The sequence below is a fragment of the Nonomuraea sp. NPDC003804 genome, assembly GCF_040610675.1.
Taxonomy (GTDB): domain Bacteria; phylum Actinomycetota; class Actinomycetes; order Streptosporangiales; family Streptosporangiaceae; genus Nonomuraea.
The window spans coordinates 57,065-75,931 of record NZ_JBEXMT010000029.1; the positions used below are offsets into that span (position 1 = coordinate 57,065).

The 18,867-nt window shown below is 65.8% G+C and carries 16 protein-coding genes and 1 pseudogene; 11 read left to right on the forward strand and 6 right to left on the reverse strand.

The genetic code is table 11. The annotated features are described in order from the left end of the window. Positions 1-179 precede the first annotated feature (179 nt). Positions 180-791: pseudogene (locus ABZX22_RS33215) on the reverse strand (transposase); the annotation flags it as partial. Positions 792-825: 34 nt separating this feature from the next. On the opposite strand from ABZX22_RS33215, the gene ABZX22_RS33220 reads away from it, so the two are divergent. The 3 genes from ABZX22_RS33220 to ABZX22_RS33230 all read left to right on the forward strand — a co-directional run bounded on the left by ABZX22_RS33220 (position 826) and on the right by ABZX22_RS33230 (position 2,914). Beyond that, positions 826-1,182 (forward strand): replication initiator, encoded by a 357-nt coding sequence (locus tag ABZX22_RS33220; RefSeq protein WP_354916856.1) that lies wholly within the window; start codon positions 826-828, stop codon positions 1,180-1,182. Between the two features lie 45 nt (positions 1,183-1,227). After that, complete coding sequence (locus tag ABZX22_RS33225) at positions 1,228-1,827, forward strand: DUF6461 domain-containing protein (protein WP_354916859.1); 600 nt, start codon at positions 1,228-1,230, stop codon at positions 1,825-1,827. Positions 1,828-2,173: 346 nt separating this feature from the next. Next, positions 2,174-2,914, forward strand: a complete 741-nt coding sequence (locus ABZX22_RS33230) for a restriction endonuclease (RefSeq protein WP_354916862.1) — start codon at positions 2,174-2,176, stop codon at positions 2,912-2,914. Positions 2,915-3,491: 577 nt separating this feature from the next. Here ABZX22_RS33230 and ABZX22_RS33235 read toward each other — a convergent pair. After that, a complete protein-coding gene (locus tag ABZX22_RS33235; protein WP_354916865.1) occupies positions 3,492-3,677 on the reverse strand; it encodes a helix-turn-helix domain-containing protein in 186 nt (61 codons plus the stop codon). Positions 3,678-5,533: 1,856 nt separating this feature from the next. On the opposite strand from ABZX22_RS33235, the gene ABZX22_RS33240 reads away from it, so the two are divergent. Further along, a complete protein-coding gene (locus ABZX22_RS33240) occupies positions 5,534-6,658 on the forward strand; it encodes a DUF4365 domain-containing protein (RefSeq protein WP_354916868.1) in 1,125 nt (374 codons plus the stop codon). Positions 6,659-6,988: 330 nt separating this feature from the next. After that, positions 6,989-7,645, forward strand: a complete 657-nt coding sequence (locus tag ABZX22_RS33245) for a hypothetical protein (RefSeq protein ID WP_354916871.1) — start codon at positions 6,989-6,991, stop codon at positions 7,643-7,645. A gap of 207 nt (positions 7,646-7,852) precedes the next feature. Here the strand turns inward: ABZX22_RS33245 and ABZX22_RS33250 are convergent, their stop codons facing one another. Both ABZX22_RS33250 and ABZX22_RS33255 read right to left on the reverse strand, forming a co-directional pair. After that, positions 7,853-8,683, reverse strand: coding sequence for a hypothetical protein (locus ABZX22_RS33250; protein WP_354916875.1), 831 nt, complete (start codon positions 8,681-8,683; stop codon positions 7,853-7,855). Positions 8,684-9,121: 438 nt separating this feature from the next. Further along, the gene (locus ABZX22_RS33255; protein WP_354916878.1) at positions 9,122-9,952 is read right to left on the reverse strand and encodes a hypothetical protein; all 831 of its coding nucleotides are present in this window, start codon (positions 9,950-9,952) and stop codon (positions 9,122-9,124) included. 190 nt (positions 9,953-10,142) lie between these two features. Here ABZX22_RS33255 and ABZX22_RS33260 point away from each other — a divergent pair, with 190 nt between their 5' ends. Continuing rightward, positions 10,143-10,916, forward strand: a complete 774-nt coding sequence (locus ABZX22_RS33260; RefSeq protein WP_354916881.1) for a L,D-transpeptidase — start codon at positions 10,143-10,145, stop codon at positions 10,914-10,916. A 685-nt stretch (positions 10,917-11,601) separates the two neighbouring features. Here ABZX22_RS33260 and ABZX22_RS33265 read toward each other — a convergent pair. Next, positions 11,602-12,570, reverse strand: coding sequence for an aminoglycoside phosphotransferase family protein (locus ABZX22_RS33265; protein ID WP_354916884.1), 969 nt, complete (start codon positions 12,568-12,570; stop codon positions 11,602-11,604). A 516-nt stretch (positions 12,571-13,086) separates the two neighbouring features. Here ABZX22_RS33265 and ABZX22_RS33270 point away from each other — a divergent pair. After that, positions 13,087-13,881, forward strand: a complete 795-nt coding sequence (locus ABZX22_RS33270; protein WP_354916887.1) for an inositol monophosphatase family protein — start codon at positions 13,087-13,089, stop codon at positions 13,879-13,881. Positions 13,882-13,958: 77 nt separating this feature from the next. Here ABZX22_RS33270 and ABZX22_RS33275 read toward each other — a convergent pair whose 3' ends face one another. Further along, positions 13,959-14,723 carry a neutral zinc metallopeptidase gene (locus ABZX22_RS33275; RefSeq protein WP_354916890.1) on the reverse strand — a complete coding sequence of 255 codons (765 nt, stop codon included), beginning with the start codon at positions 14,721-14,723 and terminating at the stop codon, positions 13,959-13,961. Between the two features lie 232 nt (positions 14,724-14,955). On the opposite strand from ABZX22_RS33275, the gene ABZX22_RS33280 reads away from it, so the two are divergent. The 4 genes from ABZX22_RS33280 to ABZX22_RS33295 are packed head-to-tail and all read left to right on the forward strand — an operon-like array spanning position 14,956 to position 18,851. Next, positions 14,956-17,448 carry a nitrate- and nitrite sensing domain-containing protein gene (locus ABZX22_RS33280; RefSeq protein ID WP_354916894.1) on the forward strand — a complete coding sequence of 831 codons (2,493 nt, stop codon included), beginning with the start codon at positions 14,956-14,958 and terminating at the stop codon, positions 17,446-17,448. Then, positions 17,445-17,876, forward strand: a complete 432-nt coding sequence (locus ABZX22_RS33285; protein WP_354916897.1) for a roadblock/LC7 domain-containing protein — start codon at positions 17,445-17,447, stop codon at positions 17,874-17,876. Before ABZX22_RS33280 ends, ABZX22_RS33285 begins: the two co-directional genes overlap by 4 nt. Then, entirely contained in the window at positions 17,873-18,271 is a 399-nt protein-coding gene (locus ABZX22_RS33290; RefSeq protein WP_354916900.1) for a DUF742 domain-containing protein, read from the forward strand. The genes ABZX22_RS33285 and ABZX22_RS33290 overlap by 4 nt, the downstream gene beginning before the upstream one ends. Then, complete coding sequence (locus ABZX22_RS33295; protein WP_354916903.1) at positions 18,252-18,851, forward strand: ATP/GTP-binding protein; 600 nt, start codon at positions 18,252-18,254, stop codon at positions 18,849-18,851. Before ABZX22_RS33290 ends, ABZX22_RS33295 begins: the two co-directional genes overlap by 20 nt. Positions 18,852-18,867: the final 16 nt, after the last annotated feature.

Genomic DNA, 18,867 nt, shown 5'->3' on the forward strand with positions numbered 1-18,867 from the left:
AATCTGAGGCGTTAAATTCCCTTATCTGCTATTTGTCCGAATATGATGAGTGGGGCAAGGCATCGAGTGCGAAGTCGAGATGCCTCCGGCGGGGGCACTCCGGCTCCGGGATGATCATTGGTCGTATCCTGAAGGCCGTAGCTAGTGCGGTGACCATGAACGTTCGCCGGGTCGGGTGATCACGCGGCCCGGTGCGCTGGTCGTCCCCAACGTCGTTGTTTCTCGCTGCGGATGCGGGCGCGTTCACGACGTTGGGCGTCCAGCACGTCAGGGTGGCGAGCATTGGCATTGCGCCAGCGCAGATAGGCCTGGAGCTTGCGGGTCTGCACCGTGTGGTTGGGATGGTGGGAGTTGCTGATCACGAAGGTGCGCACCGGGCCGAACTGAGCCTCGATGGGGTTGGCCCAGGAGGCGTAGGTCGGGGTCAGGCACAGCTCCACCCGGTTGGCTGCGGCCCAGGCGCGGATGGCGGGGGTGGTGTTGGCCGACAGGTTGTCCAAGATGACGTAGATCGGGGCGCCATCTGGGCGGGCTTTGCGGATGCTCTTGAGCGCGGCCAGCGTGTTGGCGCCGCTCTTGCGCGTCCGGACCACGCCCCACAACTGGTCATCGCCCAGGCTGTAGCAGCCGTGGAAGTAGCGCACGCCATGTTCGCGCCGGTAGGTGGCCGGCCACCGCTCGGGGCGGGCCTCGGGTGCCCAGCCGGAGCCGGGCTGCGGCCGGATCGACAGCGGCCCGAACTGGTCGAAGGCGAAACACCTGTTGGGGAAGCGGCTGGTCACCTCCTCGATGCCCAACCTCACCCACCCACATGCCATAGCCGGAATGATTTCTCGGCTCGACGATCCCCACTACGCCCGCTGGGCCGCCCAGATCCGCCGGACCGGCGGCTGCCGCCAGCCGATCCACCTGCGGGGCAAGGTCCAGCACATCGACCAGATGACCAGCGAGCTCCTCCACTCCTACAGCACGCACCTGGAGCCGAATGGCGTCCTCCGTGTCCCGTGCAAGACCCGGCGAGCGACCCGTTGCCCGGCCTGTGCCGAGGTCTACCGGGCCGACACCTACCAGTTGATCCGCGCGGGCCTGGTGGGCGGCAAGGGCGTCCCCGAGACGGTCACCAGCCACCCGTGCCTGTTCGTCACCCTCACTGCCCACAGTCAGCAATCCCCTCGTCGGTGAACTACCGGCGCCCGTTGTGTCGGTCGCTCCTGCGAGCATCGCGTCATGATCGCGACTCCTGACGACTACGCCTGGCTCGCCGAAGCGGCGGACAATTGGTGCTTCACCTACGTCCGCGGCCTGACGCCCGAGCAAGTGGTGATCCGGCGCGGCGGCCGCCCGGAGGGCTTCACGCCCATGACGTACGACGAATTGGGCGATGCCGCCTTCTCTAATTTCTCCGGACCCGGAGCGTTCATCGGCGTGACGACCATCGGCGACTGGGCGTTCGTCATCGAGCCCGACTGGAACGGCATCGCCGAGGGGGTGATCATGCCGCTGTCAGCGGGCACCCGCCTCGTCTCCCACTACCTCATGACAATCAAAGCCCTCGACTACTTCTACTGGATCGAGGACGGCGAGCTCCGGTTCTGCTTCGTCGCCCAGGAGGGCTACATGGAGAAGGTGCCGGACGAGCTCGTAGAGACCATGGGACAGATCGATTCCGTCCATTCCTCCTTCCCCAACCTTCACGACGGGCCGGCGTTCCTCCTGGCCGAGCGCCTCACCGGGATCACGCTGACGCCGCAGCTACTGGAGGAGTCCACCTATCTGTGCGGCGTCGTCCCCGAACCCCGGTCTTGGAGGATGCCCAGCCCGTGGTGAGCCGGATCCAGCGGGTACAGCCCTGGCCGGTCAAGATCATTAAAGCTCGCGGGCTGCGGATGAGAACTTTCTCTACGTCTTCAAGCCGCCGCCCGATGGGCGGCGGGCGGCCGGGCGGTCCGGGCGGGCGTGCGGCCTCTCCGGGCCGGTCCCGCCCGGCCACCCCGCCGCACCACCAGCCGCGCGGATCGATAGAGGAAAAGTTGCTCAACGAGCTGCACAATGTGCTGACGTGGTCGCAGGGGCCAGCTTGGCATGTCTGCCGCACTTGTACGGGTGCATGGGAGCACAAGATGCGCATCGCAGGGCAGACATAGGGACCAGTTGCATCACTACGCTTTGGGGCGTGGCCATCATTCTTCCGTTCGACAATCTGGACGACACAGAGTTCGAGCAGGTCTGTTTTGATCTGCTACATGAACTGGGGTTCATAAACCTCGACTGGCGCAAGGGCACTGGTCTCGCTTCCAGCCCTGGCGACTCTGGCCGAGATATCGTCGCTCAGCCACCTCGCGAGGAGTTGGATGGCCACCAGTACTACGAGACATGGTTCGTTGACTGCAAGCACTACAAGCGAGGCATACCACCGGAGAAAGTAACAGGCCTGCTGGCCTGGACGGGCGCTGAACGCGCAGACGTAGCACTGATCAACGCCAGCAACTACCTATCCAATCCCTGCAAGGATTTCCTGAAGCAACACGAGAGAAACAACAGACCGCCCTACCGCATTAAGTACTGGGAGCGCCCAAATCTAGAACGTCTATTAGAAGGTCGAGACGAGTTCATCCTTCGCTACCTGCAGTCATCCATGCGTACCGAATCCGAAATCATCCAGGCCGAGCAGGAGTTCTTCGATCGAATTTGGTACGACCGGTCGATGTCGAGCCAAGACTATCGAACGGCAAGAGGTGAAGACCTGTCAGAAGATATCAGACAAGGGATGCTTCGAAACCGTCGCAGGGTCGAAGAGACTTACGGCAGGGAGAGCCTCGGGCCATACAGTGATTTTGAATGGGGGATGATCAACGGAAAGCTCTCGGCTCTACGGTGGGTGATGGGCGATGATTGGGATTTTCTCGATACATAGCAATATCGTGTGCCCTGGTATCGGAATTGCAGATCGCGAAGGTCCAGCTAAGAGCCCTTTCCCTCAGTCTGGCCTCGGCCTCCCGGATACGGCGCATATCGCCCACAAGCCACTCAGACATTCATCCTGTACCGGATAATAGTCTCGCCACTTGCATTCCGAGAGGGGAGTAAATCTGAGTGCGATCCGTTTTCTTCCGTCAGTTCTAGGTTCTTGGCTGCTGGGTCCAGGCCGTGACGATCGCTGACTTCGGTTCTCGCTGTTGCGGGCTTGGGCGATCGACTGCCGCGCGGCTTCCGTTCCTCGGGCCTGGCGGCCCTGCGGTACGGGTCCGCTTGCCACCGGGCATGCGAGTTCTCGCCGCTGCTGTACAGAACAGAAGAACAGCAAAGCAACCTCACGAGTCCGTCCGACGCCAGGCACCTTCAACCTGGCCAAACCGGAGACGCGTTCGCCATAGTGCCCATTCCTACGGATCAGGAGGTTCGGGTTTCGAGCACATCCAGCTGTGCACTACGTACGCAAGTCGCCGACCGAAGTCTATAGTGAGCACTATGTCTAGCGCCCGAATAGGCGATCAGCGCCGACTCGCGGATACGGACGGGCCGGCCGTACTTGACAACAGCCCCGTTTCGATCCGCGAGATCGTCGGCTGAGTCACGCCAGCTCGTGATGCCGGATCCTTGCCGGTGAGGCCGGCATCCTTGCGCAGTCGTCGGAGCAACTCACCCAGCGCCCGCAGGCGGTCCCGACGATCGTCCACACCCAGCGTTCTACCACCAGCAAGACGACCAGTTCAGATGCTGATCCAGATCACTGCCGAGTTGTTCTCATGGGGTATCAAGCGGCGGCGCTCTGCGCCGCCACGCGGCCCGAGCTCGCAGGCCGCACGCTGCGCGTGCGGCCTGGCGGGCCGTTCTCGCGCACGGCCCGCAATTCGGGCCGCACTCATGGCGGATGCCCCTTACGCGCCAGAGGCTACCCGGCTTGCGCTCCCACCTGTAGCTGTCGCACACTGGGATCCGGCCGGAAGGCGGCCTGTCCGACACCTCCGCCCCAACTTGGGTGTCGCCACGGATAAAGAAGCCCTCGCTCCACCTTTCAATCGACCTTCGAACGCGCCAAGCAGGCGCACTGATTAGTTGTCGAGCGCTGAGGGGCGGAAGTGCTTGGGAACGGTCGTGCAATGCCTGCTAAGGGACGAATCGCAAACAGGGTCCGTACTCGACGCCTTTTCACAGGCGAGCCCGCATGTTACGCGCGCGAGCAACTCCTTAAGCGTCACTCTCTACTGCCTTCTGCAATCGGCACACAGGCTCAACTTGAGTCGAAGGTGATGATGCATCTAGGCGTGGGCCGCCAGTACTGGGCCCACCCTCTAGGGATCGCTAGCGTACTGATCGACTCACGAGGGCTGATCCTCACTCTGGACACGCATACAACCCTGGCTGGAAAGCGTTTCGAGATGAACGAACACGCTCTTCAGCTCCTACTGCCATGTGCAGAAGTCGGAATTCAAGTCAACGGTGCACTAAATCTGCGCGTAAAATACGCACGAGGGAACGACCTCTACTTGACGCTAGCCGGGCGCGGCGGTCAAGTAATACTCCGTGGGGCACATCCAACCGATTGGCGTCGTGTAATCGATCGACATCATGAGTCGTGTGTTCAAGCCGACCTAATACCGCTCTGGGATCTCCCCGGCCAATCGGATTACGAGAAGAAAGACGAGCTAGCCTATCCCCGCGTCACAGGGCACAGCGAGAGACTAGCCTGGCTAGGGTCTGGACTCCTTCGGAGAGTCGCACTGTTTCACAACCTCAGCACTGCCTATTCCACTAGTTCATGGATTTCGGACGACTGGATCTTTGAGCTGGACGCTTGCTTTCAGGTAGGAAACAACTACGCCCCCATACTCAACAGTCTGACAGACGGGATATGGGGTCTTGGCCTCAAGATAGAAGACTTCACCTGTCAGTGCGATCTTCCCTGGGAAGAATCCAAATACGCTATTAAAGCCTGCTACTACTACCTCTCCCACCCCGACCTGGATAAATGTGGGAGACTGCAACTTAGATTTCGCACACTTGGGCCAGGGCATACCGGTGCCGATCGGGATGATTTCATAGAGGTTGGAGCAGATCCTGTATGGCTCGATAAGGTGCTTCCTCCCACCAAGGGGACAGGAGCGTCTCAATGAGCTGGGAAAATCTTACGCTCATGGTCATCGCCGGTGCAGGCCTAGTCACTCTGCTTTTGTCTCAGGTTCGCGACATCCTGATCAAGGTCGGCGAAGTACTTGACGCCTGGAAGGCGCTACGGTCCAAGGCAAGGCCCAAGAATAGGACACCTTAAGCCACCATGCCTTCCTCGGGGGTGCTCCGGCTCCGGGGGTGGCGGCAGCTCGAGGAGCGAGGTCTGTGTGAGGGGCTGTCGCATGCCCAGGTCAGCGGCTCCACGAGGCATGATCCATGCGAAGCCCAAGCTGACAGTGCAGGTTCGTCACCCATTCCATGAAAGGCGCCTCGGGCGGAAGTAGCTTCCGACAGTCACAGGCGAGGGGGGTCCCGTAAAGCAGTGACATGTTCCCTCAGGAGCATTCGCGGCACCGTCCTGTCGGTGGCGGTGATTAGAGTCATCTCGCGATGGACGAGGGGAGAAGAGTTGCCGAATATTCCCAGGAGTCGCAGGCCAGGCCGTGCCGCCGTCAATGCTCTTCGCACGCTACTGGAAGAGCATGATCATGTCGTTCAGGAGATCGACGGCCAGAACGACTTCGGTGAAGACCTGCACGTCACCTTCACCGAGAGTGGACGCGTCACGGGCGACATGATCAAGATTCAGGTCAAAGGAGGGAACTCCTGGCGCAGGATAGAGGGTTACGGCGTTCCGGTCGGTCACCACGCCGACACCTGGGCCGATGGCAATGTGCCCGTGTTCTGTGTCGTCCACGACCCGGAGGCTGGTGCCCTGTACTGGGCCAATGCCACGGAACAACTGCTTCAAGCCCGTCGGAAACGAGCGACACTTACAACTATCAGGATCGACTCCACCGATCGGCTGGATGATGCTTCCCTCGCCGCTTTCGTCCTGCAGGCTCGACAGTACGCGAACCGCTACCAGGGTAATCAGGCGCTGCGTATACGGCTGGGCGAGATGGCGGGTGTTGAGTTCGGGGCGTCCGACCTCGTAATGCACTTTGTCAACCGCTGGGGCGAGGACCTGATCTTCTGGCAGCGTCGAGGCGAGGGGTACGCGAGGTTGCTCCATTGTGACCTCGATTGGGAGCCGCGCTGTATCTGGCCGGAGGTTTTGCGGTTCACTAGCTCTTTCCGATCAATTGGGGCTGCGCCTACGGTCGCGGACGTGATCCTCAACATGGCGGAGGCCTTCTGGCTGGCTGCCTGCTTCGAAGCAACCGATTGGGCTCGTGAGCCCCTACCCGGGCACGAGCCGGCCGAAGCTGGGACCGGGATTCGGGGCGAGTACGGCTTTTCGGCGCGCGTCGGATGGCCGAGCGATAAATTGACCCCCCGGAGAGAACTCGTTACGGCCAAGGAGCTCGTGGCGGGTGACCGGATCTACTGGCTGAGCCAACGCTGGAAGGAACGGGGACGGCTCGTCTCCGAAGTCTGGGACTCTACTGAGGTGCCCGGCGCCGTCTGCGTCCGCTTCGATCAATTGATGCTGGGGGACACCTTCTGGCCAGACGAGCGCTTCGCTCGGCTGAATCGGGAACGTTAGACCCGATCAGCGGTCCTCGTCCTGCCTTAGTCCTATGGGCGAACCCGTTCGGCATCGCCGAACTCTGGTCCGAAGGCTGTGACTCCCTGAAGCCTGGGTGGATGGGGAACGTACTGAACGGCTGTGATCCGAGCTGTCCAGGTAGCGGTTTGGCAAACGGCCACTCGCTGGTCGGCATGCCGGCCAGTCGCTCCCGTTTGCAAGCAGGATGTCAGGAGTTCGAATCTCCTAGGCGCCACTCACAGAAAAGCCCAGGTCAATCAGAAAATCGTGGCACGACCCTGCATGATGGCGCTTGCAGTGTCAGGGTCGTGCAGTAGATATCTCCTCATGAAGAACGTGCACGAGGTGGCTGCTGCCCTGCCTTCCGTCGAGATTCTGCGCGACCACTGCCGCGCACTGGCCATGGTGGATGCGATACGGATCCCGGAGTGGGAGTACCGCGAGTACTCTTTCGATGCTCACTGGGCGCCCGGGGAAGAGATGGCCTCATGGCGTAGTGGTGCCGGCGATGACTACTCCATCGTGTTCTGCCCTGCCGGCGTTTACATCCGCGGATTTGATCACGAGTCGCCCGTCTCGCCGTTCGCCAGCGATGACCTTCGCCCCTGGCCGGGTGTGGTCGACGACGTTCCCGAGGTGTTCAGGCCGCAACTCGAGGAGGTGGCGTTCACGCTCGAGGACGTCCCCCTCATCACCTGCTGCCTGTGGCGGAGCACATCAGACGACGGCTGGCGCACGGGGCGGGTCACCTACGAGAGGGACGGCTCGGACCAGATGTTCGACCTGCTGATTGATCGTTCACCGGAGGCTTACGTGGCATGGGCGGCCACTGACGAGGAGGCGCCGCCCGTGCCGGTGGAGCCGGTCGCACATATCTTCGCGCTCCGGCCGCTGACAGAAGAGGTCGTCAGAGCGCTTAACCCGGAAATCGGCCTGCGCAACGTCCGGGCCGACCTCCAGGAGATCGGCTATCCGTCTGCGTAGCATGAGTACGGTTGCGCCGTGAGGGCGGCGCCGTTATCTGGCACCGCCCTTCCCCGACCAGCAAAGCCTCTGGCCGGGCGCTCCGGCTCCAGGATGGCTGAGCTGGAGGCCTGATCGTCCCGTGCGCCACCACCGACCCGGGACAGCCGAGCAGACAAGGGCCACAGGGGCAAGGTCGTTCGTCCCGTGGGACGTTCCGCTGTGAGGCTATTCGCCAGAAAGCGAAGGCGGCGAGGGGGCTTCAGGACTCGGTTTCCCCAGGTCCTCCCACGTCACCACCTCGTCGGCGGGTGGAGGAGTGATGTGGGTCTTGGTGCCCCAGCCGGTCACGCGAGTATCGAAGACATAGGAGTACGTGGTTTCACCCCTGTCTCGGGACGTTCTTCTCCATGTACCCACGGCCCTGCGCACCAACTGGTCCTCGCCGAGCCAGAGCTTCCAGGCGACCTTGATTTCCGCGTCCCTTCCACGAGGCTTGCCATCGAGCCCGAAGGGGAATGCGAGAGAAGCCTTGTGGAGCTCACCGAAGGTGATGGTGCCTTGGTGGAGCGTGGTCCGCGTGCCGTCGTAGACGCCTGCGGGGCGCTTGACTTTGGTGGTGGCCAGCACTGCCTTCAGCGCCACGGGGTTGGCGATCTCGATCCAACCGGCCTTCAACGCGGGGCGGATCGCCTTGTTCTCATCGAGGAGCCAGCCCTTGACCCGCGCCAACGTCTTGTCCTTGCGATAACTGCGGCCCGTAAAGGTGATGATCCGTTCAGGATTCCACCTGACCTCAGAGTCGAACGTGATGTCGGTGGAGATGATCTTTTCCTTACCGAATTGGGCGACACCCTTCTCCCAGAACTTCACCCTCTCGCCCTCGACTGTTGTGGTGTGAACGTTCGACATCTTCACACCTCGGTTCTCGACGAGCTGGCGCTTGAGCGCGCCGACAGGGTCCAGCGGCGCGATCCGGGCATGCGCCGAGGGGCCGGAACCGGCGACCACGGGCGACAGGGCCAGTGTGATGGCCGTCGTAGCGATCCATCGCCTCATCAGTAGGTGTCCTCCTGCTCATACCCTGGCTCTCGGCCACGAGCTGCCGTGATCTTGGCACACCGAAATCTCGCGCGAATCACGTTGGGCGGGCGAGGCTGTCGCCGGGCCATTCAGGGAGGTCAACCACGGTCAATCGGAGGTGCTCCCGGAGCCGAGCCTGCCCGGTCGAAGTCCATATCCAGCGTGATCATGACGATTCACAAGCAGGATGTCAGTGCCCGTTGCGTGACGATGGCTTCTTGAGCGTTCCTCTGGAGAGGTGGTCGCGCTTGTCGTTCGATCTCCGGGTCATCGACGGCGACTTCGGTTCGCTGTTCCTTCTTCGACGTGAACGCGATGTCCGCGGATCCGGCGGCGCATGCTCGTCTGGAGCTGAGAGACGACAGAGGGCCCGGATCGTGGTGATCCGGGCCCTCCGTCGTTCGGTGTCGCGTGTCAGCCGGTGACCGGGATGTCGGTCTTCACCGGCGTCGGGGTGGGCGCGGGCTTGGGCTGGTCCTGCGTCTCCGGGACGGTCTCGTCCCACTCGAGCCAGTCGCTGGTCACCGTCTCGCGATCTCCCTTACCCGGGTGGGTGGGGGCCGGCGTGTTGCTCGGCGTCGGCGTCGAGGTGGAAGTCCGCGAGGGAGTGGGGCTCACCGTGGGGGTCACCGTGGGGGTCACCGTGGACGTCGCGGTGGGTGTGGAAGTCGGAGTCGTGGTCGGAGTGACCGTCGGGGTGGGCGTCTGGGAGGGGGTCACCGTCGGGGTGGGCGTCTGGGACGGCGTCACCGTCGGGGTAGGCGTCTGGGACGGCGTGGGCGTTCCGGAGGGGGTTCCCGTCGGGGTAGGGGTCTGGGTGGGCGTGGGCCCACACTTGACCCAGAACACCTTGTGCTTGGGCGCGCCGTGCTTCCCAGCGAATGTCCAGAACAGCTTGTAGTGCCCGTTCGGCAGGGTCATGTCGACGGTACGGCCATGCCCGTCCTCGTCGAGCACGAGGGTGCCGCTCTTCACAGTGGTCCGGTCACCCGTGGGCGGCCAGGACTTGATCTCCCAGCTCACCTGCTCGGCCGCGTCGAAGTTGAAACCGACCAGGTAGAACACGCAGACGCGCGGCTCGTTGCGCTGGTCGTTCTCCGGCGTCGTCCACTTGTGGATCTTGACGTCGCCGTTGTCGCCGGGCGGCTTTCCCTGGACCGCTCCCGCTGAGGCCGTATGGGAGACGGCGAGCACTGCAAGCGCCGCCACTGCGAGCATGAGCGCCGCTGCAATCCAGCGACGCACTGAAGAGAGTCTGGGGGGTGTCACGACCGCACCTCGGGATGTATGAGAGAGCTTGAGCCTCATAGGACTCATCTGTGTAAAAATGTCACACCCACTGGCCCGGCGTGTTCAACCGTTCCAAACCGTTATCTAGCTCGCCAGATGGTTACGCGTTCGTGTCGTATGTGTCATAGCACTTCAGGAGCCGATCGTGCCGCTCGCTGCCCCCCGCCGACTCATTGGCGCCGCCCTCGTCGCCATGAGCGTCGTCGCCTCGTCCCACGCCAGCGTTGCCGCATCGCCCGTCGCCGCAGGCGCCTCGGTCACGGCGGCCGCACTTCCCGCGGCCACCACGTTCACGGAGCTGAGCGGCCTCCCGCAGGACACCGACACGTACGGCAAGCTGAGCGGCCTTGTGGTCCATCCCGCACGCACGGTGGCCGTCTATGCCCAGCCCGGCGGCACACCCGCGGCCACCCTTCCGGCGAAGCAGCTCGGCAGCCAGACCTGGGTCCCAGTGGTGGAGGCGCGCAAGGGCTGGTACCGCGTGCTCCTGCCCAGCAAGCCCAACCACGTGACCGGCTGGATCAAGGCCACAGGCCTGAAGAAGGCGCGCAGCCGCTACCGCGCCGTCGTGAAGCTGGGCACCAGGCAGCTGACCGTGATGAACGCGAACAAGAAGCTCGGCACCTGGACGGTGGCTGTCGGCGGCCCTGAGACGCCCACCCCGGTGGGCAGGACCTTCATGCTGGCCCTGATGTCGCCGAAGAAGAAAACCTACAGCCCGCTGGTCCTGCCGCTCGGCACGCACTCGGCGACGCTCGACACCTTCGGCGGCGGTCCCGGTACGGTCGCCTTCCACGGCTGGCCGGACCGGAAGGTGTTCGGCAAGGCGGTCACGCACGGCTGCGTCCGGGTGCCTGCTTCCGCGCTCAAGGTGCTGGCAGGACTGCCCTTGGGGACTCCGGTTCTGATCGCTCCCTGAGGATGAGGTCGGCGGCCGCCGGGGTCCTCCCGTGCACCTGCGCGAGCTCGTGCATGTGGCGGAAAGAGACGACGGCGGCGTCAGCGACGGTCAGCACGCTCGTGGCCGTGAGCGTCGGTCCGGCGTCAGACGGTCAGCACGCTCGCGGCCGTGAGCGTCGGCGATCGTCTGGCCGGCGTCGCGCGTGGAGTGCTGGTGGATGAGCGTGGCCCGGCCGCTGTCATGTCCCATGCTCGCCTGGCGATCGGCGGGACTCGCGCCGGACGGCTGAGCCACGCCGGCCCGCGAGGTCAGATTCTTCTCGTTAAGGGCAGGTCACGGGCGGGAGCCGCGCGGAAGTCTTCCCGCCTGACTTGCCGTTGGGCAGTCTCCGGAGCTCAGAGCTTGGTCCAAGCCCGGTGTCGCGTACGACCGACCACGTTGATGATCGAGGTCACGAAGCCGATCCCGATGCCGGTCCACATGTGCCATGACGGCCATGGCTTGCTGAGATCCGATAACGCCAAGCTCAGTCCCGATGCCACCCACCCAAGGTCGAAGATCGTCAGAAACAGGCAGGATCTGTACCAGAGAGATCGCCGATATTCGTCCACGCGGCAATGTCCCACGCATGGATCACGGTCAACAAGGGCCCTCCTGCGTGGGCGCTCGGTCCCGGGATGATCGCGAGGCAGCCCCGCCTGGGTCACTGTCCGATGCCCCACAACACCTGGGCGAGTTCGGTCAGGTCGGTGATCTCGCGGAGGTCCAAAGGGGTCTTCTCGAACACCTCGAAGTCGTGCAGGAAGGTGTAGACGAGCATCTCCTCGGCGAAGCCGGCCGAGACCGGCCAGTTCGCGTGGCGCAGCGCCGTGGCCAGCAGTTCGCGATCGGCGCGGAAGGTGTCCAGGTGCAGTCGCACCAGGCCGTAACGAAAGTCGGCCGCGTACACGTCGTTGAAGTCGAGCAGCCCGGTGAGCGCCGTGCGCTCGGGGGCGACGAACAGGTTCTCGCCGTGCAGGTCGCCATGGACGAACTCCGGCGTCACGCCGCCGAGCAGGTCATCGACGTTGGGCAGGAAATCGTCGACCGCGTCGAGCAGCCGGGGGGACAGGTATCCCCAGGCGCGATGGTCGGCGACCGTCTGCATCCTGCGTTCGCGCAGCACGTCACCGAAGGCCGCCGAATCCGGGCGCAGGCTGTCGGCGCCGGTGAGCGGGACCTCCCGGAGCCGCCCCAGCAGCGTGCCGACCTGCGCGGCCAGCTCCAGCTCGGTCGCGCGGTCCGCCTCTGCGACCACCTGCCGCCAAGAGTGTCCGGTGACCTCGGACAACACGAGGAACGGCCACCGCCAGCCGGGGGAGTCCCGCAGCAGCTCGCCACGCCCGAGCAACTGGGGAACGGGCAGCCCGCGCCCGGCGAGCACCTCGTAGGCCTCGGATTCGCAACACAGGCTGGCCGGGCCACACCAGTATTCGCCGTACAGCTTCACCACAATGCCGTTGTCGCCGACCAGCACCGGGTTCGTGCTTTCGCCCGGGATCCGGAAGGTGCTCGGTTGGGGGAAGCCGAGCGATTTCAGGCCGTGCCTCGCCCAGGGGGCCCAGAACGCGAGGTCGTTCCGCCGGGCGGCGTACGACTCAGCCGACTGGATTTCGCGCAGGTCGGGGAGCATGGCCATCAAATTAGGGGCTCCGGCGGCCGGTGAGGAACCCGTTTTGTGCTCCGGCGGACCGGCGTCACATCCTGCGTGGTGCTGCCCTTCAGGTGTTACCGGCCCGAGGGCAAGGGGGTGAGAAAACGATGCGTCTGTCATTCGTCGGCGCGAACAAAACCGCACTATGGGTCGCCGGCGAGCCAAGCCGGGGACTGGGCCGGCGTGAAGTGGTGGCCCACCAGATCGCCGAATGTCACCGCACGGGAAACGGTCGGCTGCCGGGTTAACCGGCGGGCGCAGGATCCGATATCCCGGCCGGACCACGAACCGGCGGGCGCAGGATCCGATATCCCGGCCGGACCACGAATGACCGTATGGGGTGCTGGACGTGGGCAGACGCGCGCTCGTGCTCCTTTCTCGGGGCGACAATCCGCGGGCGCTCCCTGTCCGCCGCGAGATTCACGGTTCCCGTACGAATGGTCGGTGAGCCATGGTGGGCCCATCCCGGAATGGCGCGGGGCTATGGTCGGGGTCATGTGGATCGACAAGGTGACCGAGATACTCCTCGACGCCGCCGAGATCGCGATCAGCCCCCGGTTCCGGGCGCTGGCCGATGGCGAGGTGGCCGAGAAGTCGCCCGGCGAGGTGGTCACCGTGGCCGACCGTGAGGCTGAGGAGCTGATCAGCCGTGGGCTGCGCGGCGTGGTGGATGCCCCGGTCGTCGGTGAGGAGGCGACCGCCGGTGATCCTCGGCTGCTCGAGGCGCTGCGGGAGGCGCCGGCGGCCTGGCTGGTCGATCCGCTGGACGGAACCTCGAACTTCGTCGCCGGTCGTCCCGAGTACGCGGTGATGGCGGCGCTGGTGCGCGACGGGGAGACGGTCGCCGCGTGGATCGTACGGCCGGCCGACGGCCGCGTCTATGTCGCCGAGCGAGGGTCAGGGGCCTGGCGGGACGGGGTTCGGGTGCGCAGGGAACCCGCTCCCGCCGATCCGGCCGCACTACGCGGGGCGGCACTCACCAGGTTCCTCGATCCGCCGGCGAGAGCACGGGTGGAGGCGGCAGCGCCTCGGTTCGCCGCTCTGGGACCGGGCACAGGCTGCGCGGGCGTGGACTATCCCCGGCTGCTGGACGGCGAGCAGGATTTCGTCCTGTTCCACCGGACCCTGCCGTGGGACCACGCCCCTGGTGTCCTGCTGCTGACCGAGGCGGGCGGTTTCGCGCGCCGTCCCGATGGCAGTCCTTATCGGCCGGCCGATCCGCGCCCCGGCTTGCTCAACGCCGCGGACGTGGACTGCTGGAACCTCGTGCGGCCCCTCCTGCTGGTCTGATCTGCCGGGATTGTCAGGTCGGCGCAATGCGTCACCTCTGTGCGTTGACGACCGACCCGCATGGCTCGCGAGGGTGGTCAGGCGACCTTGGACGAGGAGGCCGTCCAGGTGTTGCACACCTGCGGGGACGTCGCACGGAAGCCCTTGTCGAGCCAGGCGGCGATGTTGTGTCCCTTGCCGTGGGTGACGTCGCCGCTCTTCCGCATGATCTCCCGCAGGACTTCCCAGTCCTCTTCGTCGCGATCCTTCAGGGAGTCCCAGACGCTGCCGATGAACATCCCGCTCAAGCATTCCGCCTGCAGCTCGACGCGGCGGCTCTGCTCGTTCAGTTCCTTCTTGTTCCGGTACGGATGACGGTCGTAGGCGCGGTCGATCCCGGTGAGGTACTGCACATGGTGCCCGTACTCGTGCGCGACCAGACGGAACAGGTACAGGTCGGATGGGTCTTCGAGCAGGGAATCGTCCAGCAGCACGAGGAAGCGCTGCTCGGCGTAGCAGTAGGTGGCCGAGGCGTTGCCCCAGGCGTCTCCGCAGTACTTGCGTGGTTTGGTGATGAATCCGATCCTGGGCCTGGTGAAGGGCAGGCCCGCCCGCTTGAAGTGCGCGCCCCACGACCGGTTGAGACAGTTCAGCACCGCGATCAGGTACCGCTTGGCGGCGGCGGCGTCGTTCGGCCGGACATCGCGCTCCGCGCACCGGCTCGCCTGGAGTTCGCCCGTACGGTACAGCTCGTTCGCGGTCAGCGCGCGATCCTTGATGGGGTAGGCGGACGCCGCGGGTGCGGTGCCGGATAACAGCAGGCAGGCGAGCACGGTCGCGGCGAGGAGGGGAGCAGGACGCATGATCGGCATCCTAGAGGGAGACGGAACCCCGCTCGGTGGCCGCCGAACAGGCCCTCACGCGGGCAACCGTCTCCCGCGTCCGCGCGAGATCCGACCGGCCGCCTGACGCAGAGCCGCCCCGGCGGAACCCCGCCGCCCCGCCCGCGCACGCGGCCGGGCCGGTGAGGCGGGGGCTTTCGACGCAACTTGCCGTATGGCTACTATCGGGCCACCTCTTTTGGTGATTTTCGTCATGGCCGCACCGATCGGTGAGGAGAGTGTCCTGCACGTGGCTGGATGGGGCAGGGTCGGGCGACGACGAACGGGAATCGGCGACGGGACCGGGTTATCGGGGCCGACCGGCAGCGGGCCGCGGCGACTGGCCGGTGCCCGCCGGCTGCCGTTGCGTACCGTGCTGCTCATCGTGGTGTTCGTGCCGAGCGTGACCTTCGCTCCGCTGCTGGCGTCGGGCATGTTCCAGCTGTCCAGCCAGTGGCGGGCGGAAAAGGCACAGATGGATCTGGCCACCACGACTGTCGGCAGACCCGCGGCCAACCTGTTCCTCAGCCTCGACCAGGAGCGGCGGCTCACCGCGGAGGCGCAGGCCGACCCCCGTGGCGCCGCCCGCGACAAGCTGGCCAAGCAGCGCGCGGTGACCGACCGGGCCGTGAGCGCCTTCCGTCCGCTGACCTCCCTGGACACCGTCAAGGGACCGGACGGGCTCTCCGAGGCCATCGCCCGGACCGTACGCGACCTCGGTCTTCTCGACCAGCAGCGCCGGGCGGTCGACGACGGCTGGTCCAGCCCGCAGAAGGCGTTCGACTACTACAGCGGCGTCCTCGAGTCGGACCTGAGCGTCCTGACCGTTCTCAGCCACACCGACCACGGGGAGGTGAACAGCAAGGCGGAGACGCTGATCGACCTTTTCTGGGTCGTCGACATGCTCGGCCGCGAGGACGCCGTCCTGGCCCGTGGCTGGGAGAGCGGGCGCCTGACCAGGGAGGAGTACGCCCTGGTCACCGACGCCATCGGCACCAGGAAGCACCTGCTGCGGTCCCGGGTGATCCCCCATCTCCTCGACAACGAGAGCCGGTACGCGACGCTGACGACCAGCAAGGCGTGGGAGACCATGACCGCTCTGGAGGGGCGGCTGGTCGCTTCCGGGGTCGGCGCCGAGAGCGACAAGGTGACGCTCCGCGAGGTCGGTCCCGCGTGGCGCTCGTCGGTGGACACGGTCAGCGCGCAGCTGCTGCAACTCCTCAGCCTCCGGCTCGACAACGTCAGCGCGGTCGGCTACGGCCACGCCGACCAGCTCTTCGTGATCTTCATCAGCATCACCAGCGTGGGCCTGCTCGCCCTGGGCCTGGTGATCGTCACCAGCTGGCGCCTCACCGCCATTCTCCGCCGGCGCATCCTCCACCTGCGCGAGGACGCCCACCACCTCCAGGAGCGGCTGCCCGACGTGGTCGCCCGGCTGGAGCGCGGCGAGGACGTCGACGTGGACGCGGAAGTACGCACGGTCGAGCCCACCCCCGACGAGCTCGGCGAGCTCGGGCAGGCCCTCAACCTGGCCAGCCGCAGCGCGGTGTTCACCGCCGTACGGCAGGCCGAACAACACCGCGGCTTCCAGCGCATGCTCCAGCGCATCGCCCGCCGTACCCAGATCCTCATCGGTCTTCAGCTGAAGAAGCTGGACGAACTGGAACGCAAGCACGAGGATCCCGAGGTGCTGGAGGGCCTGTTCGACCTGGACCACCTCACCGCCCGGCTGCGCCGCTACGAGGAGAACCTGGTGATCCTCGGCGGCGGCCAGCCGCAGCGCCGCTGGCGCAAGCCGGTACGGCTGCTCGACGTGCTGCGCGCCGCGCAGGGCGAGGTCCAGGACTACCGGCGGATCTCGATCGACGTCGAGGGCGAACCCTGGGTGGCCGAGCGCGCGGTGGGACCGCTGGTCCACGTCCTGGCGGAACTGATGGAGAACGCCACCACCTTCTCCAAGCCGCTGACCCCCGTCGAGGTGCGGGCCGCACCGGTCAGCCGGGGCATCGCCGTGGAGATCGAGGACCGCGGCCTGGGCATGGAACCCGAGCAGTACACCGCCGCCAACGCCCTGATGAAGTCGCCGCCGCAGCTCGATGTGATGACCCACGCCGACGACGTGCGTCTCGGCCTGTACGTGGTCGCCCGGCTCTCCGCGGGGCTGGGTCTCCAGGTGGAGCTGCGGCCGTCGGCCTTCGGCGGCACCCGTGTCATCGTGCTGCTCCCGGAACCGCTGGTGGTGGACCGCCCTCGTGCGGTCCCCGGGCCGGTCGCGCTTCCCGAGGAGGTCGCGCAGGACCCCACCGGTCCGCAGCCGTACCCGCGGGAAGGTGCGGCCGGTCCCCGCCCGCCCCACGAGGACGCGCAGTTGCCGACTCGCTCCAGAGGGCGCGCGATGGCCTCCGTGACGACGCCCGCCGGCGCATCACCGGATCGGGACGACGCGCAGCCGCCGGCCGACCGCAGGCCGCTGCCCCAACGGGTGCGCCAGGCCAACCTGGTCACCGAGCTCAGGCTCCCGGCGGACCGGGATGAACAGCCCGACCAGGAGAGCTGGGCCCTCCGCGACCAGCCCCGCCGATCCAGTGCCACGATCGGGGCGTTCCAGAGGCAGTCCCGCAGGCGCCGGACCGGTGAGGACGCCGCCCAGCCCGGGCCGAACGGAACCCCCGACCCCAGTTCCCCTACGACGGAAGATCGAAGATGACGCAGCGCACCACCGCCACCGACACGGACCTGGACTGGCTCCTGGACGGCCTGGTCGATCAGGTCGCGGGCACCCGGCACGCCATCGTGCTGTCCGACGACGGCCTGGTGATCAGCCGGTCCCGGACCATCGAACGCTCGGACGCCGAACGCCTCGCCGCGATCGCCACCGGCCAGCAGAGCCTGGCTCGTGGTGTCGGACAGCTTTTCAGCGGCGGACCGGTTCACCAGGTCATCATCGAGATGGCCGACCTGTGGCTGTTCGTCACAGCGGCGGGCCGCGGCACCCATCTGGCCGTGGTCGCCTCCCAGGAGGTCGACGCCGAACTGATGACCGTCGCGATGCACACCCTGGTCCAGCAGGTCGGCCAGAAGCTGGGGACCGGCACGCGTACCCCGCGGCCCGACGATGCGGGGAGACACGGATGAAGCACTGGACGGAGGGTTTCGACGACGATCACGCCGACGAGACCCTTGTCCGTCCCTACACGATCACCGGCGGGCGGACCCGCTCCGAGCGTGACGATCTCGCGCTGATCACCCTGGTGACGACGATGTCCGAGGTCTCTCCGGAGACCGGTCGCGGCCTGCGGAGGATGCAGCCGGAGCACCGCACCGTTCTCGCGCTGTGCAAGCGGCCCCTGGCGGTGGCCGAAGTCGCCTCCGCGCTGAACCTCCCGGTGTCGGTGACCAAGATCCTCATCGGTGACCTGATCGAGGCCGGTCAGCTGCGGGCCCGGCCACCGCTGGCCTTCGCCCAGGCGAGCGGGCTTCCCGACATGGCAATCCTCGAGGCGGTGAGGGATGGGCTACGCAAGCTCTGACCACGGGGGCGCTGCTCCCCTGGCGGTGAAGATCCTGATCGCCGGTGGTTTCGGCGTCGGGAAGACGACCCTGGTCGGCGCGGTGAGCGAGGTTCCTCCCCTCCGAACGGAGGAGTACCTGACCCACGCCAGCGTCGGCGTCGACGATCTGGAAGGGGTGGGCGACAAGGCCACCACCACCGTCGCGCTGGACTTCGGGCGCATCACCATCAGCGGCGAGCTCGTGCTCTACCTGTTCGGCACCCCCGGCCAGGAACGCTTCTGGTTCATGTGGAACGACCTGGTCAACGGAGCGATGGGCGCGGTCGTCCTGGTCGACACCCGCCGGCTGGACGTGAGCTTCGCGTCGATCGACTTCTTCGAGAGCCGCGGCATCCCCTTCGTCGTCGGTGTCAACTGCTTCCATGGCGTCAGGGACCGGACCCCGGAGGAGATCCGCAAGGCGCTCGATCTCGATCCGCAGGTGCCGCTGGTGCTCTGTGACGCCCGCGACCGTACGGCGGGCCGCGACGTGCTGCTGGCGCTCATCGACCACCTGATGGCCGGTCAGTCCCGTACGGCACCGCACCCCGTGGCCTGACCGGCGCCCGCTCGGG